Here is a 16,624-nt window from a genome sequence, read left to right as displayed (position 1 = left end):
AACGACTGATCTTCCTTTAGATATATTGGGTTAGTAGATAACGGTATGATTAGTTCAGCATTGGCACATCTATCAGCAAAAACTCTGCCGGTTTGACCACTTCAATATCTGCTTTATCATACTCAGATAACCCGATCGCATCACGTGTGCTTAATGTTTCTCCATCTACCTTTAATTCACCGCTGAGCAAAAACAAATAGCTGCCGATGTTGGGTGCCTTTGCTGTAATATCCAGTTTTTTACCGGCTTCATATTTACCCAATGTAAACCATGCATCCTGGTTCAACCAGAGCCCACCTGCGTTTTTATCTGGTGAAATCACCACCTGTAAAGCGTTTTCACGGGCGGCAGGATCAAATGTTCTCTGATCGTAACGGGGTGTCACATTCCTTTCTTTAGGTATTATCCATATCTGCAGGAAATTCACATCATCTGTTTTAGACGCATTAAATTCTGAGTGAACAACGCCTGTGCCGGCACTCATAATCTGCACATCATTTTTACGGATCACTTCTTTATTACCGGTATTATCACTGTGTGCCAACTCCCCGTTCAGCACAATGGATACAATTTCCATATTATCGTGAGGATGCGCGCCAAAACCCATTCCGCCTTTTACAGCATCATCGTTCAACACACGCAATGCGCCAAAATGAATCCTGTTGGGATCATAATAATTGGCAAAACTGAAAGTGTGATGACTCTTCAACCAGCCGTGGTTGGCATATCCCCTGGTATCTGCACGATGAATAACTTTTTTCATAACAAGATCTCCTTTGTTTTTAACAGTACAAATATCGCTATAAACAAAGGCGCCGGGAATGGATCATATGTTGAAAAACGTGGACAAAAAAATACGGATCTTTCAATGCGGTAACTGCTTCCAAAAAAACAGTATGCATATGAAAAATCCGTAACGCAGTAACGATTTCAGGCGCTTATTTACACCAGTTTCGCATCTGTGGTAATGGTTGCGTTCAGCACTTTGCTCACCGGGCAGTTAGCTTCTGCATCCGCTACGAATTCAGCGAACTTGGCGGCATCCAGGCCTTCCACGCTGGCAGTTACTTCCAGGTGGCTGGTGGTAATAGCTCCATTATCCAGGGTGATAGTGCATTTGGTATCAATGTTACCAGGTGTAAAACCGGCGCCAGTGATCACAAAGCTCAGTTTCATGGTAAAGCAGCCGGCATGTGCTGCAGCAATCAGTTCTTCAGGGTTAGTACCAATGCCATCTTCAAAACGGCTGCTGAAAGAGTACTGGGTCTTGTTTAACACAGTTGACTGGGAAGTTAAAGTGCCTTTACCTTCTTTACCGGTACCTTGCCAATTGGCAGATGCAAATCTTTTCATGTTTAATTTTTATTTTTTCCTGTTAGAAAAATCAGTGCGGAGGCCCAAATTACAAATTAATCGGCAATAAAAAACGCCGGAGCTACCCGGGCGGCCAAAGCGCATAAAAAAGCTGCACAGTTTCCTGTGCAGCTATACATGGTTCCTGGCAATTGATTCTTATATTATTGCTGTCAGTTCTTAATACCTTATCTTATCCGGCTCTGTCAAAGCCATCCATTTTATTGTTGTTTTATCATCTGCACGCTCGCCAGCAGCTTCACTTCATCGCTCAGCAATAAACCGCCGGTTTCGGTAGTAGCGTGGAAAGTAAGACCAAAATCTTTACGGTTGATTTTACCGCTCAGTTCAAATCCTGCTTTAGTCTGGCCATACGGATCCACCACTTCACCACCAAATTCAACATTCAGCTCTACAGGGCGGGTATTATCGCGGATGGTTAAATCACCTACCAGCTTAAAAGTATCTGCATCTATTTTCTTCACCTCTTTAGACACGAAGGTGAGCTTGGGATATTTCTCTGCCTCAAAGAAATCAGCGGCTTGCAGGTGAGCATCACGCTGCGCATTCTGTGTGGAAATACTGTTGATGTCTGCTTCAAAAGTGATGTTGGCAGTACTGAAATCGTTATCAACGGTTTGCATGGTACCATCAAATTTTGCAAACTGACCGGTTACGGTCGTAATCATCAGGTGTTTGATCTTAAATTGCACATCACTGTGCGAAGCATCAATTTTCCAGGTTGTCATATAACTTTGTTTTTTTAGTATTATTAAATGTTTAATTAGCTTAATACACCCATTTTACCGGCATTATAATCATCTATTGCTGTCCTGATCTCATCTTCTGTATTCATTACAAACGGGCCATATGCAAAAATGGGCTCATCGATCGGCTCACCGCTCAACACCAGCATAGCGGTATCTTTCAGCGCAGTGATGGTTATTTCTGTGCCTTCCTTTTCAAACAAGGCAGTTTCCACACCTTTCAGCGACTGACCATTCACATCTGCTTCTCCCTGGAACACTACCGCTACAGTGTTAAAACCTTCCGGTATGTTCATGGAGATCCTGTCATCTTTCTTCAGATGGATATCATACACATTTACCGGGGAGAAAGTACTGGCAGCTCCTTTCACTCCATTATACTCACCAGCGATCACTCTCACATATCCTTCTTCACTTACCTTGATCACAGGTATTTCTGCTTTGGTAAGATTCTGATAGGAGGGAGGATTATTTTTAAATGCTTTGGGAAGATTTACCCATAACTGGGCAAACTCTGCTTTCCCGCCCTGTCTGCTGAATGCGTCACTGTATTTTTCTTCATGTAAAATACCGCCGGCAGCGGTCATCCACTGAACATCGCCCGGGAACAATGAACCATGGCTACCGGTTGAATCCCGATGCTCCAGTTCCCCCTGGTATACGATAGTAACAGTTTCAAAACCTTTATGCGGATGCTCGCCAACACCTTTGGGCCTTACACTCGGTGGAATATAATTGGGCGCCGCATAATCCATCATGATAAAAGGACTGATCCTGTTACCTTCGGAGCGTGTCCCGCCCGGGAGCGTACTTTGTACCCTGAACCCGTCGCCCACCATATGTGGTGCAGCCGCAATTACGATCTGGCTTACATGTTTTTGTGTTTTCATATTGTTTGCCTCCTTAAGACAACACAAAAATACATGTTGCAACACCATTTAAGAATGGATAAAACTCTCCCGCTGATGGACTTTTTTTAAAAATTGCGGAAAATTTAGGCCGAAGGGCTTACAGAAGTACGGGAAGCCTCTTTAAATTCAGAAGGGCTCTGGTTGGTATACTTTTTAAAAAAGCGGCTGAAATAATGCGGATCATCAAAGCCCAGTTTATAGGCAATTTCCTTTGCTGTAAGATCGGTATTATACAGGTAGCGCTGTGCTTCAAGGATCACCCGGTTGCGGATATGCTCACCGGCGGTAATACCGGACAACTGCTTGCTGATCTCATTCAGCAACACGGGTTTGATATGTAAAAGCCCGGCATAATCAGACACCGTCTTTAATGCCTGGTATTTTTCCTCTATCAGGTTTTTAAATTTAAGGAAGATAGAGCTGTTATGGGCAGCATGCTGTTCCGGGCTGATGGCTACATTCTCTCCCTTTATGCGGGAAGCCAGCACCAGAAAGTAACGCAGCAGGCCATGCAGGGCCATTTCATATTCAGGCTCGCGCAGGGTAAGCTCTTTCAGCATCAGGCGCACAATAGCATCAATGTCTTTTTCCTGTTCATCATCAATATGAATTACACTGCTGAATTGGCTGTTGAAAAATAAACCTGAATTAATACCGGATACCTGTGTCTGATCTTTCAAACACATAAAGGCATCACGGAAGGCGATCATGTATCCGTCTATTTTATCGGTGGCCTGCAGGTTATGCACCTGGCCGGGCGCCACAAAAAAAAGTGTGTTCTTTTTTACTTCGTGGGTAACCGCATCAATAGTATGCAACAGCTTGCCCTTCTTGATCCAGTAAATGGTGTAGAAGTCGTGCCGGTGGGGCACGCCTATCTGGTCAAAAAAGCTGTCGCCTAATTCACACAGGCCAGACACCACAAATCCCGGGTCTGCGTGGGAGTATTCCGGTAAGGATACAATTCCTATATTTTCACGTTTCTCAGCCATCTATTAAAGTTCCTGCGGGTTCCTCCTCCCTGTCGGAAGGATCAATGTATTCAATGATAAAATTATTTCTGCCTTCTCCCACCATAATACCCATATGCTTCATCTGCACCAGTTCCAGCATGCTCAGGAACAGGAAAATGGCGTGCACCCGGTCTTTACAGTGATCAAATATTTTCTCAAAAGATAAAGTACGCTCCGCCCTTGCCAGCTCCTCCATATACATCCTGGAGCCTTCCATGGTATAATCATACTTGTATACAACGTGCTGGGGCTTGTTATCACGCTCTTTCATGCGCTGCATCACCTTTTCAAAGGTTTTTGTCAGCTTGAAGAGAGTAAGGGTTTGTACTTCGGTACCTTCACTGGTCAGTTCCCCGATCTCCGCCAGTTCTTTGGCGATATTTCCCCGCTTTACAGACAGCATACGGTCGGCCTCCATTTCGGCCAGTTCTGCAGCTGCCAGTTTATAGCGCTTATACTCCAGTATCTTGTCTATCAGTTCCATCCGGGGATCTATTTCATTTCCCTGCTCATCCAGTTCCTTGCGGGGCAACAGCATTTTCGCCTTTATACGCATAAGGGTGGATACAAAGAGAATGAATTCGCTGGCCAGTTCAATATTCAGCGATTCAATATGATGAATATAGTCCAGGAAATCCTGTGTGAGGGTGTTGATGGGGATATTGTAGATATCCAGTTCATCACGTTCAATAAAGAACAGCAACAGGTCGAAAGGACCCTCAAATTGCGGTAATTTGATCTTATAGACAGGTGCTTGTTCGCTCACGTAATGTGTTTAAAGTTTTTTAAAAAAGATATCGCACAACTGCACAGGATCATCAGATTTTTTCCTGCGCCGCTGCACGATATCAAAAATAACAAAATTCCTCCGAATCAGAACTTGGCTGCAAAGCCGATCCCTATTACCTGTTTTATTTGCAGGCGGGGCCCCATTACACCAGTTTCCTTATTTTCAAATACTTTTACATCATCATCATATATCATATCTACTGTAAGCAGGGCTGAAATCCACTTATTCACCTTCAGTTCCAATGCATTGGTAAAAAACACATCTATATTTCCCGGGTTATGCCGGTAGTCTGAAAATAAATCCAGCCGGCCCTTATAGGTCATATTTTTGGCGAAGGTTTTTATATAATTGGCAGACAGGTAGGCGCCTATTTCATATTTAAAATGCGAGCCCGTATCTACTCCGTAAGCACCTTGTTTGGAGAGCACATCATCCATTACAAACACAAAACGGGAAGTAGCGGGCGACATGAATAAAGAAAATGATGGATCCGGCTTATAATCAAAACCCGGTGATACCAGCACATAAGCGGGGGAGAAAAACTTGGACGACAACTGCGGAGTGGTATCCGATGGATACAGGTAACCATTGGTGAATTGTGTACGCAGGTTCACCAAACCGCTTAAATACCAGTTCTTGCCAATTTCATAGCCATATTTGGAAGTCAGGTCTATACGGTCATCATTTTTCCGCCCCCCCAAACTGGTGGTGTTAATATAGCCATATGCGAGGTCGGCTACGTTGTCCCAGGAATGTTTTCCTTTTTTATAAAAAGCCCATGCAAACAGGTTGGACCCGATAGAGAACGCAAAGTTATCACCACCTGCAGCCCAGTTGCTCAATGAGCCCTGGTTAATGTTTACATTAATGTTCAGTCCCTTTCTCCATAATTTGGGAATCGTGTCATTAGGATCTTTCTTGATCTTACCTGCGGCTTCTTCTCTCGACGTCTTCATCCAGTCATTTTGCGCGTGCACGGCTGTAAACAGTAGCATACAGCAGGCAATGGATAAAGTAATTTTTTTCATCAAATTGTGTTTAAGTTGAGTATATGTAATAACTATCCCACTTTTCCCGGAAGGAAAAAATGGGATGGTGGGTATTTGCTAAAAATTTTACCTGGATTTCTTCAGTTCATCACGGATTTCCGTGAGCAGTTTTTCCTGTGTAGACAGTTCAGCCGGAGCCGGGGCTTCTTCTTTTTTCTTCGCAAGTCTGTTCATAAATTTCACCAGCAGGAAAATACAGAAGGCAATGATAATAAAATCAATTATACTCTGTATAAAGGCGCCATACGCAAATACAGCGATGCCTTTAGCTTTTGCATCTGCCAGGGTAGCCACATCTCCCTTACTTTTGTCCAATACATAAAAGTAGTCGTTGAAATTCTTTCCCTGTGTGAATATCCCGATAAAAGGCATCAGGATATTATCTACCAGCGATGTAACAATCTTTCCAAATGCACCACCTATAATCACACCCACAGCAAGATCCATTACATTGCCTTTCATGGCAAACTCTTTAAACTCTTTGATGAACGACATAATGCAAGGTTTTTATTGGTTAAAATAAGTGAACAAAATTAAAGGATAATAACCGAACACGTTAATTATTAGGTTATTATTTCTTTAAGCGGGGATATTTCATCTTCAGCGATTTCAGTGTATCCCTCAACGTTAGCGCAATGAGATACTCCTTATACCAGTTCTGATCCGCAGGTACAATCAGCCATGGTACATAGTTACAGCGATTGATAGCATCTTCATAGGCATCCATATATTTATCCCACAGCTTGGCTTCTGTCAGGTCATTTTCATTATACTTCCACATTTTACGGGGATCTTCTGTACGTTCCACCAGGCGCTGCTGCTGCGCTTCCCTCGATACGTGCAGATAACATTTTATGATGTGCGTGTTATTATGAACAGTCAGCAGCTTTTCAAAATCGTTAATAGCTTCCATCCGTTTAAAAGCCATTTTATCGTCAATCCACTTATGCACACGTTGTATGAGAATATCTTCATAATGCGAGCGGTTAAACACCTGGATCATACCCTTTCCGGGGGCATGCTGATGTACCCTCCAAAGGAAATCGTGCTCTGATTCCTCTGCGCTGGGCGCTTTGAAGGAGTGAACAACGCATCCCTGCGGGTTTAAGGTACCCGTAACATTTTTGATAACCCCATCTTTCCCGCTGGCATCCATTCCCTGCACCACCAGCAATACACTGTATTTATGCTGGGCGTAGAGCAGGTTCTGGAGCTCATCAAGTTCTTCCAGCAATTCCCGGGTTACTGCCTTAATGGTTTCTTTTTCCAGCTTTTTGGGAGCTGACGTGCTGATAGCAGATAATTTGATTTTACCCATGTAGCGCATTCTTATAAATAAATTTAACAAAATCAGGACAGAAGTGTTGCGATTATCACGATTTATATTTTGCTGGGTATGAAGGATACCTGCACCTTTGTAGTCGAAAAATAACAATTATGCATCAACGTTTCGCCCATTGGGGAGTGTTCTTCCTGTTATCACTCACATGGGGCAGTTCCTTTATATTGATGAAAATAGGCCTTGAAGCATTTACTTCTTACCAGGTAGCCAGCTTAAGACTGGTAGCAGCCGGCATAGCGCTTTGCCCCTTTTTACCGAAAGCTTTCAAACAAGTCCCTGTAAACAAGCTTCCTGTTATCATCCTGTCCGGCATCCTGGGCAATGGCATTCCGGCCTTTCTTTTTTGCCTGGCAGAAACGGAGATCGACAGCTCCCTTGCCGGCATCCTGAATGCACTAACTCCGTTAATGGCTCTGTTATCCGGTATCATTCTCTTTAAAAGCCCATTTAAGAAGGCGCAGCTCACAGGTATATTCGTAGGGCTGATGGGAGTAGTATTGCTATTTACGGCCAAAGGTATCAATACCAACAGCCACTGGTATTATGCCCTGCTGGTAATACTGGCCACTATAAGTTATGGTATTAATATCAGCATGGTGCATCATAAGCTGCAGGGCCTTAGTTCGCTGCAGCTGGGATCCATTGCGATGTTCTTCTGCGCCGTGTTCACTTTCCCCATACTCTGGTTTAGTAACTTCTTTCCGCAGTTTGCACAGCCTGATGCGCCCTGGCGCTCACTTTCCGCAGGCCTTGTACTGGGAGTAATGGGAACAGGGATAGCAGCTGTGCTCTTCTTCCTGCTGATTAAAAGGGCAGGCTCCATGCTTGCTTCCATGGTGGCATATGCGTTACCGTTAGTAGCGGTTGGCTGGGGTTTACTGGCCCATGAAACAATTACCTGGGTCCAGGTGCTGAGCATGGGAATTATCCTCCTGGGCGTTTACCTCGTAAACAAGGCCAGCAGGGCTGCTGCACCAGCTAAATAATCCCTAAAACAAAGCGGAGATATTAGCCGGACTGTTATCCGTTAATATCTCCGCTGTTATATTCTTCCAGGCTGTTATTTATTAAATAGCCATAATTTCTTTCTCTTTTACTTCACAATGTTTATCGATCAGCGTAATATGCTTATCGGTTAACTGCTGGATATCCGCTTCTGCATCTTTTGCAGTATCTTCACTCAAACCGTCTTTCTGCAATTTTTTAACCGCTTCAATAGCATCTCTGCGAATATTCCTGATGGCTACTTTTGCCTGTTCACCCTCATTATTCACCCTTTTTACAAATTCCTTCCTGCGTTCTTCGGTTAATGGCGGGAGGAATAAACGGATGATAACACCGTCGTTTTGTGGATTGAGACCAATGTTAGAAGCAATAATGGCTCTTTCAATTGGTTGCAGCATATTTTTTTCCCAGGGCTGAATGGTAAGCGTACGGGCATCTGCGATGCTTACATTAGCCACCTGGTTCAATGCAGTAGGCGCGCCATAATAATCAACAAAAATACCATCCAGTATTTGCGGGTTGGCTTTCCCGGCTCTGATTTTTGTAAGTTCTAATTCCAGGTGCCCGATAGCTTTTTTCATCGAGTCCCCTGCTTCATCAATGATAAGCGTTAGATCATCTTGCATAACATAAATAGTTAAGTGCGTGCAAACCTACAGGTTTTCTTTTAATCGTCAAAGTAAGGCCCTGATAATGGAAGTAGAAATGCCTACAAATAACCGCAGCAAAGGATTATTTATCTTGTAATACACCCTCTGTTGTAACACGCAATATTTTGGTAGCTTCTTTGGCTGTTGCCGCAGCTGGCTGTATAACAGGTTCGGGGATGGCTTTCACAGCTAGTTTCTTCCGGCGGGCCAGGTATAATATTCCGGTAAAAAAGGTGGCAGAACCTATTACAACCATTAACAGCAAAGTAGCACCCATTCCCTGTAATACAAATGCCCCGAGTATGTAAGTAGCGTTAATGGCTACTGAAACAAGCGTGGTTTGCCTGTGGTTAAGCTTCAGGTCAAGCAGGTAGTGATGGATATGATTTCTGTCGGCAGAGAAAGGAGATCTTCCCTGCAGCATACGAACAGCAAATACGCGTAAAGTATCAAATAAAGGTACGATCAGGATAGCGAATGCTACAGCCGGAGTAGCTCCAACCGGCATTTTACCGGCAGGGTTTCCTGCCACATCAATAAATTTCAGCACAAGCACCGCATTTACCAGCCCTATCAGTAAGGATCCTGTATCACCCATAAAAATCCGGGCAGGAGAAATATTGTAGATAAGGAAACTGGCCAGGCCGCCTGCAAGCGCAAAACCGATCACCGCATAAGTTATTTCACCCACATGCAGGAAATAAGCACCCAATACCGCACTCACCAGTAAACCAATGCTGCCGGCATGACCGTCTACACCGTCTATCAGGTTGAAAGCGTTAATAACTACAATAAAAGTGAAATAAGTCAGCATCAGGCTGATATTGGGAGGCATGGCGTAAATTCCCAAAAAACCATACATGCTGGTTATCTGCAGGTTACCAAGATAAATAATAGCAAAAGAGGCAGCAAGTTGCCCGATTAATTTCTTTAACGGAGACAGCCCTACGATATCATCCTTCATTCCCACCATGAAAATAATAAAGAATGCCGCCATCATGTATTGAAATGGGGAATTGGCTAACGCGGGTACGCAGATAGCAGTGGCGATTATAAATCCGGAGAAAAATCCGATTCCTCCAAGCGTTGGTATACGCTGTTTATGCGTCTTTCTCTCGTCCGGCTCGTCGTATAAGTGCTTTAATTCCGCCACTCTTATCAGTATTGGAATAGAAAAATAGGTAACAACAAAACTCAGGACGGTAGCAATTAATACATTCTCCATTAGTGGGGCTTAATTGTGCAAAGATATTAATTTCAACGAAATATGAAAAGAAACGTTAAAAAAATCAAGTTTTTTAATACTTTGAGATCGCAAAAAAAACATTCAACGGCCACAAATTCTACGAAATTCTATTAGTTTTGCGGCACAAAATTAACAACTATCATGCCACAGCCACAGCTCCAAGATATTGCGACTCAGGTCAGGAGAGACATTGTACGGATGGTACACGGCGTTCAAAGCGGTCACCCGGGTGGGTCATTAGGCTGCGCCGATTTTCTCACTGCATTGTATTTCAAGGTGATGGACCACAAACCGGAACCATTTGATATGGATGGTAAAAACCAGGACCTCTTCTTCCTGTCCAATGGTCATATTTCACCGGTGTTCTATAGCGCGCTGGCGCGTTCCGGCTACTTCCCCGTACAGGAACTGAACACTTTCCGTAAGCTGAATTCCCGCCTGCAGGGACACCCCACCACCCACGAACACTTACCGGGCGTACGCATCGCCTCCGGTTCCCTGGGACAGGGCATGAGTGTGGCTATAGGCGCAGCGCTTGCTAAAAAACTGAATAACGATAAACACCTGGTATTCTCCCTCCATGGCGATGGTGAGCTGGAAGAAGGACAGATCTGGGAATCAGTGATGTTTGCCCCTCATCATAAAGTAGATAATCTTATCATCACTGTGGATCTGAATGGTCAGCAGATTGATGGAACTACCGACGATGTTGCCGGTCTTGGCGATGTTGGCGCTAAATTCGAAGTATTCGGATGGCAGGTATTGCACATGAATGGTAATGATATGGACGATGTAGTAGCTACACTGGAAAAGGCCAGGAGCCTCACCGGCCAGGGTAAACCCATTGCCATTATCATGAAAACCGTTATGGGTCAGGGGGTGGACTTTATGGAAGGCCACCACGAATGGCATGGTATCGCCCCAAGCGATGAACAGCTGGCAAAAGCACTGGCCCAATTGCCTGAAACACTGGGCGATTATTAATAGAGCAACTAAATAAGAATATTAAAAAAGGCTGCATATGAATTCATATGCAGCCTTTTTTAATATTCTTATTTGATAATCAGGTCGCTTTCAGGGTAATCGCTTCCACCGCCGCCCTTCTGGCCGGGTACCAGCTGGCTGCAATTCCAATCACCATGATCGTAATAAATACCAGTACAAAATCTGCTGCATGCATGCTAACAGGATAGGAGTCTACCAGGAAAGAAGTTCCCTCCAGCTTGATAATACCAAAATGCTGCTGTAACAGGCAAAAAGTGGTTCCCAAACCAAAGCCCAATGCCGTTCCTATACCGGCAATGATCAGCCCCTCCGCCAGGAATATCCGCATAATCAACGATTTACGCGCCCCCATCGCCTTCAGAATAGTGATGTCTTTCTGCTTTTCTATCACCAGCATATATAACGAACCTATCATGTTAAAGGCAGCAATGATCATGATAAAACTAAGTATCACATACACGGCCCACTTCTCGGTTTGCATAATAGCATAAAGCGATTGGTTCTGCTCATACCGGGTTTGTACTTTATACTTATTGCCAAGCAACTTTTCCAGTTGCGCCTTCAGCAGGTTATCGTTTACCCCTGCCCGTATCCCTATTTCAAGCGACGACATTTCATCGGGGCCCATTTGCAACAGGTTCCGTAAAAATTCTATATTGGTAATAACATATTTGCTGTTAAACTCCTGTTGTATGGCAAAAGTACCTGCCGGGTACAGCACCCCGTTGTTAAGCGCATCTTCGGGGGTCACAAAAGCATTCACATTTCTCCGGGGAAGATATACGGTAACAGGGGCGATACTATGTACTACATCTACCCCCAGCGCACCTTCCAGCTCAAGCCCAAGTACTGCGCGGTAAGCCACACTATCGCCGGTGTCAAAACGCCCCCTGATAATGTTGCTCTTCACATCGGTCACATAATTATAACTGCTGTCCACACCTTTTAATACAGCAATCGTTGGCTCGTCGCCGTAGCGAAGCACCGCCTTCTCCTCAATTACCCTGGAAAAGTGAGCCACTCCCGGCACCGCAGATATTTGCTGCAGCTGTGCAGGCGTAAGAATAATGGTTTTACCCGTAACCGGCGCCACTTTCACCGCCGGGTAAAAAGAAGAATAAAGGGACTTCACCAGGCCCTCAAAACCATTGAATACACTCAGAATTACAATCAGGGCGCCTGCCCCAACCGCAATTGCTGCCACACTTACCCAGGCAATGATATTGATAGCATTGGTAGATTTCTTTGCACGGAAATAACGGGAAGCAAACTGCCAGACCATGTATTTGAATTACGAATGAAGAATGAAAGATCCGTAACCCTATTTCTTGCCATCTTTGATATTGGCATCCTCCTCCTTGATCTTCTTAAACAGCTCTTCCATCTTAAACACATAATCAAGGGTATCGTCCAGGAAGAAGCTCAGTTCGGGTATCCTGCGCAATTGCTTGCCCAGCCCTATTCCCAGTAATTTCTTGATCTCGCCCATTCTTTCCTTGATCCGCTCCAGCATCTCCGAAGGGGCTTTGATCTGAAACATGCTCAGGTATACCTTCGCTTCCAGCAGGTCGGGGGTCATCTTCACGGCAGCAACAGATATCATTCCTCCTTCCACCACATTAAATCCTAAACGCTGGAAAATGCTGCTCAGCTCCTGCTGTACCAGCTGTCCTATTTGTTTCTGCCTTTTAGTTTCCTGCATCTCATTCAGTTTTAATCGTTAATAAAACAGTCTGCGTACGATAATAACACAATTACCCCACGCCGCCAAACCGTAACCGGCTGCCGGCAGCCCGTCAGTTGCGAAATTAACCATTTCCGGCAAAGAATAGCCGCAATTACACCCCCTCATACCTTAATTATGCTATTTTTGCCAGCAAGTTAAACAGACTAACAGGCATGAAGACATTCAAGCGATTACTAAGATTTGCCACACCTTTGCATCATTATCTGCCCGAATACGTTATATATACTTTTATAGGTATCATATTCGGCATGGTCAATTTCGCTATGCTGATCCCGCTACTGACCGTTATTTTCAACCAGGTGGGCGAAGTGCCCCAGGCCCTGCCTGAACCTCATTTTACCTTCTCCATCAACTATTTTATAGACCTGTTCAACTACTATTTCTATAACTTTATCAGGGCCAGCGGCTCCAAGCAAAGCGCTCTTTACTTTGTTTGCGCCGTGATTGGCGTATGTATTGTGATCGCCAACTTCGGCCGGTATATGAGCGCAAGGGTAATGGTACGACTAAAAATGACCGTACTTTCCAGGTTACGTATACGCCTCTATGAAAAGTTCACCCAGCAATCGTTGTCGTTTTACAGCGAACAGCAGAAAGGCGACCTGCTTTCTTCCATGACCAACGATGTACAGGAAATCGAAAACAGTGTGATCAATGCCATACAAACACTGTTGCGCGACCCTTTCATCATCATCGGTTACTTTGCGGCATTGTTCTATCTTTCTGTAAAGCTTACCCTGTTCACTATCGTATTCTTTCCTATCTCCGGACTGCTGATATCTTACGTTTCCAAAAAATTAAAATTAAAAGGAAAGTTCAGCCAGGACCTGCTGGGAAAAATTCTTTCTGTAACAGAAGAAACTTTAAGCGGTATCAGGATCATACAATCCTTTACCGCCGAACGTTTTATGAAAAATAAATTCGGTGAGGTCAACAACCGCTTTGTGAAAGTAAGCAAGTCGATGTACAACCAGCGGGAACTTGCTTCTCCTATCTCCGAAATACTGGGTGTAATTGTAATTGTTATCCTTGTTATTTACGGCGGAAGCCTGGTATTGTCCGGCAGCGAACTGCTTACCGGCGCTACTTTCATGACATACCTCGTTTTCTATTCACAGATCATGCAGCCGGCAAAGAATGTATCTACTTCTATAACTACTATCCAGAAAGGAATGGTAGCGAGTGAAAGGATTTTTAAAATACTGGACGCGCCGGTAACTATTCATGAAAAGCCGGGAGCAAGCCCTGTTAGTGAGTTTACTACCAGTGTTGAATACGACAATGTGTCCTTTAAATACGAGCAGCAATATGTCTTGAAAAAAATCCAGCTTACTATTCACAAAGGACAGATGGTAGCGCTGGTAGGCCGCAGCGGCGCCGGAAAATCCACAATGGCCGACCTCTTACCCCGCTTCTATGATGTGAATGAAGGCGCCATCCGGATAGACGGTACCGATATACGCGACCTGAAGGTACACGATCTTCGCAACCTGATCGGCGTGGTATCGCAGGAAGCGATCCTGTTTAATGATACCGTATTTAATAATATTGCCTTTGGCCAGCCGAAAGCCGACAGGGAAGCCATTATAGCCGCTGCCAAAATTGCCAATGCACACGAATTCATTGAGCAACTCGATAATGGCTACGATACAATTATCGGCGATCGCGGGCTGAAACTCAGCGGGGGCCAGCGTCAGCGCCTTACTATTGCCAGGGCTATCTTTAAAAATCCTCCTGTTCTCATCCTGGATGAAGCTACTTCCGCATTGGATACAGAATCTGAAAAACTGGTACAGGCTGCATTGGACAAGCTCATGCAAAACCGCACCACTATTGTAATTGCACACCGTTTGAGCACTATTCAACATGCCAGCGAAATTATTGTAATGGACCAGGGAGAGATCAAAGAACGCGGTACGCATGATGCTTTACTGAAACAAAACGGGATCTACCACAAACTGGTGGAAATGCAGGAATTCAAATAGGGAACAACTAACGTTTAAGAATATACGTAAACGCCGGATGCACTACTTTACAGGTAGCGCATCCGGCGTTTTTCAATCCCTGTATGGGTTTCCATAACATTTCCTTCTTCTCAAAAACCGGCAATGGGTACGGTTTTTGTTATTAAAGCGGCCTTGTAATGCCAACACCAGCTCTTTACAGCACTATTTTTTAACCTTTTAACATAGCGAACTCCTATGATATCTATCGTAATTCCTGTATTAAACGAAGGTGCTACCATACGCCAGGTTATTAAAACAGTAAAAAAAACATCCCGGAAAATTGAGATCATTGTGGTAGATGATAATTCTACAGACAACACAGTGGAAGAGGCCATGAAGGAACATGTGAGAGTGATCACCAGCAGCCAGCGCGGAAAAGGGATATCTATGCGTGAAGGGATGATGGCAGCAAAACACGATATTATTGCCTATGTAGACGGCGACATCCTTACTTACCCTGATAATATTATAGACCTCTTAACTGGTCCTATTGAAAAAGATGAAGCAGACTTCGTCAAATCCTACTTTGAAAGGCAGGCAGGCAGGGTCACCCAATTGGTGGCCAAGCCGCTGCTGAGTATCTTATACCCGGAGCTTGCCCACTTCCAGCAGCCGCTCAGCGGTATGATCGCAGCCCGTAAATCATTCCTTTCACGGGTGCATTTTGAAAATGACTATGGGGTGGATATTGGATTGCTGATAGATATGCATCATCTTGGCGCACGTATCACAGAAGCCAATATCGGCAAGGTGGAAAATGCCATGCAAACATGGGAACAGCTGAGTAAAATGTCGAGGGAAGTATCGCGCACCATTCTTCGCAAAGCGGAAAATATACCGCAGGAAAACCTGGAAACACTGGGTAATATTAACCTGATACGGGAGCAGATGGAGTATTCTATCCTGGAGTCTATTGACAAGCTGCAGAAGATGGTCATCTTCAACCTGGACCATGCCGTGTTTACGCAGGATTACATGCAATGGGCCGCAGTAGCCTTTGGCCAGGAGGAAGGATTACAGGAAATCGAATCTGCCGGGCATGACCCGGTAACTGCACTTCACCTGAAAGGTACGCTTTTCGAAGGCCGCAATATTGCTGAGCTCCTGGAAGTAGCAGATGCTATTCCGCTGTTACCGGGCATCCGTGAAATAGTGCGGGAGCTGAAGAAAAGAGGCTATGCTGTTGGCCTGATCACCGATGGATTTGGCACTGTAGCACGCCATATCAAAAATCAGCTGGGAATGGATTTCGTATTTGCCAATAAGCTGCACCTGATCAATAGTGTGGCCACCGGCGAATTTACCGTGGCTGATTATTTTATGAAAGGAGGGGAGTATGAACGGAGTAATGTATTCCCATACATAGCGGAGCAGTATCATATTAATACCCAGAATATTATTTATGTGGGAGATGGAAAACGGGACAGCAGGTTATTGAGCGAGGCCGGGATCGGCGTTGCTTTTTGTCCACAGTATCCCGGCAATGTTGTAGAAAAGGTTGCCGATAAAATCATCAGCGGCTTGTCGTTAGCACCGTTGCTGGATATTGCCCAGGCAAGTCCGGCAAGATTCGGGATCAAATTACCGGCTATCAGTAAAAAGCAGGCACGTACTATTGGGGTAAGCAGCTTGATTGGTATTGCCGGAGCGGGATTACTTTATTTCGCTGTTCGGCAGATACGCAATAAAAAAGCAGCAGTAGCTGCCTGTTAAAATATTTCATCTTAAAAGAAAAAGGCG

Annotated in this window: 17 protein-coding genes; 4 read left to right on the top strand and 13 right to left on the bottom strand. The window is 44.5% G+C overall.

All coding sequences use genetic code 11. The features are described 5' to 3' along the window. Positions 1-49 precede the first annotated feature (49 nt). The 9 genes from ABIE50_RS05055 to ABIE50_RS05015 form a co-directional block, all read right to left on the bottom strand. Positions 50-763: a pirin family protein gene (locus ABIE50_RS05055; protein WP_209855226.1), complete on the bottom strand. Its 714-nt coding sequence runs from the start codon at positions 761-763 to the stop codon at positions 50-52. A 179-nt stretch (positions 764-942) separates the two neighbouring features. After that, positions 943-1,353: an OsmC family protein gene (locus ABIE50_RS05050; RefSeq protein WP_079469807.1), complete on the bottom strand. Its 411-nt coding sequence runs from the start codon at positions 1,351-1,353 to the stop codon at positions 943-945. A gap of 221 nt (positions 1,354-1,574) precedes the next feature. Further along, the gene (locus ABIE50_RS05045) at positions 1,575-2,102 is read right to left on the bottom strand and encodes a YceI family protein (RefSeq protein WP_142684170.1); all 528 of its coding nucleotides are present in this window, start codon (positions 2,100-2,102) and stop codon (positions 1,575-1,577) included. A gap of 35 nt (positions 2,103-2,137) precedes the next feature. Beyond that, complete coding sequence (locus tag ABIE50_RS05040) at positions 2,138-3,010, bottom strand: pirin family protein (protein WP_209855228.1); 873 nt, start codon at positions 3,008-3,010, stop codon at positions 2,138-2,140. A 104-nt stretch (positions 3,011-3,114) separates the two neighbouring features. Further along, on the bottom strand, positions 3,115-4,023 hold the full coding sequence (locus tag ABIE50_RS05035) for a helix-turn-helix domain-containing protein (RefSeq protein WP_209855230.1): 909 nt from the start codon (positions 4,021-4,023) through the stop codon (positions 3,115-3,117). After that, positions 4,016-4,810 (bottom strand): segregation and condensation protein A, encoded by a 795-nt coding sequence (locus ABIE50_RS05030; RefSeq protein WP_142684173.1) that lies wholly within the window; start codon positions 4,808-4,810, stop codon positions 4,016-4,018. Before ABIE50_RS05030 ends, ABIE50_RS05035 begins: the two co-directional genes overlap by 8 nt. 107 nt (positions 4,811-4,917) lie before the next feature. Continuing rightward, a complete protein-coding gene (locus tag ABIE50_RS05025) occupies positions 4,918-5,862 on the bottom strand; it encodes a DUF3078 domain-containing protein (protein WP_209855232.1) in 945 nt (314 codons plus the stop codon). An 87-nt stretch (positions 5,863-5,949) separates the two neighbouring features. Next, a complete protein-coding gene (mscL, locus tag ABIE50_RS05020) occupies positions 5,950-6,378 on the bottom strand; it encodes a large conductance mechanosensitive channel protein MscL (protein ID WP_209855234.1) in 429 nt (142 codons plus the stop codon). A 76-nt stretch (positions 6,379-6,454) separates the two neighbouring features. After that, the gene (locus tag ABIE50_RS05015; protein WP_209855236.1) at positions 6,455-7,201 is read right to left on the bottom strand and encodes a PPK2 family polyphosphate kinase; all 747 of its coding nucleotides are present in this window, start codon (positions 7,199-7,201) and stop codon (positions 6,455-6,457) included. A gap of 119 nt (positions 7,202-7,320) precedes the next feature. Here ABIE50_RS05015 and ABIE50_RS05010 point away from each other — a divergent pair, with 119 nt between their 5' ends. Continuing rightward, positions 7,321-8,211 carry a DMT family transporter gene (locus ABIE50_RS05010; protein WP_209855238.1) on the top strand — a complete coding sequence of 297 codons (891 nt, stop codon included), beginning with the start codon at positions 7,321-7,323 and terminating at the stop codon, positions 8,209-8,211. 81 nt (positions 8,212-8,292) lie between these two features. On the opposite strand, the gene frr is transcribed toward ABIE50_RS05010, so the two are convergent. Further along, entirely contained in the window at positions 8,293-8,856 is a 564-nt protein-coding gene (gene frr / locus ABIE50_RS05005) for a ribosome recycling factor (protein ID WP_142684178.1), read from the bottom strand. Between the two features lie 106 nt (positions 8,857-8,962). After that, positions 8,963-10,105, bottom strand: a complete 1,143-nt coding sequence (locus ABIE50_RS05000) for a glycosyltransferase family 4 protein (RefSeq protein ID WP_209855240.1) — start codon at positions 10,103-10,105, stop codon at positions 8,963-8,965. A gap of 162 nt (positions 10,106-10,267) precedes the next feature. On the opposite strand from ABIE50_RS05000, the gene ABIE50_RS04995 reads away from it, so the two are divergent. Next, positions 10,268-11,110, top strand: a complete 843-nt coding sequence (locus tag ABIE50_RS04995; RefSeq protein WP_209855242.1) for a transketolase — start codon at positions 10,268-10,270, stop codon at positions 11,108-11,110. Between the two features lie 79 nt (positions 11,111-11,189). On the opposite strand, the gene ABIE50_RS04990 is transcribed toward ABIE50_RS04995, so the two are convergent. Then, complete coding sequence (locus tag ABIE50_RS04990) at positions 11,190-12,413, bottom strand: FtsX-like permease family protein (protein WP_209855244.1); 1,224 nt, start codon at positions 12,411-12,413, stop codon at positions 11,190-11,192. 39 nt (positions 12,414-12,452) lie between these two features. Next, positions 12,453-12,833 carry a 30S ribosome-binding factor RbfA gene (gene rbfA / locus ABIE50_RS04985; RefSeq protein ID WP_209855246.1) on the bottom strand — a complete coding sequence of 127 codons (381 nt, stop codon included), beginning with the start codon at positions 12,831-12,833 and terminating at the stop codon, positions 12,453-12,455. A 197-nt stretch (positions 12,834-13,030) separates the two neighbouring features. Here rbfA and ABIE50_RS04980 point away from each other — a divergent pair, with 197 nt between their 5' ends. Beyond that, positions 13,031-14,863 carry an ABC transporter ATP-binding protein gene (locus tag ABIE50_RS04980; protein ID WP_209855248.1) on the top strand — a complete coding sequence of 611 codons (1,833 nt, stop codon included), beginning with the start codon at positions 13,031-13,033 and terminating at the stop codon, positions 14,861-14,863. A gap of 216 nt (positions 14,864-15,079) precedes the next feature. Next, entirely contained in the window at positions 15,080-16,597 is a 1,518-nt protein-coding gene (locus tag ABIE50_RS04975) for a glycosyltransferase (RefSeq protein ID WP_209855250.1), read from the top strand. The last annotated feature ends 27 nt before the right edge of the window (positions 16,598-16,624 follow it).

The sequence above is a fragment of the Chitinophaga sp. OAE865 genome (assembly GCF_040546735.1).
GTDB lineage: Bacteria > Bacteroidota > Bacteroidia > Chitinophagales > Chitinophagaceae > Chitinophaga > Chitinophaga polysaccharea_A.
The sequence above is the reverse complement of the archived record's forward strand: the minus strand, read 5'-3'. Positions and strand labels throughout refer to the sequence as shown.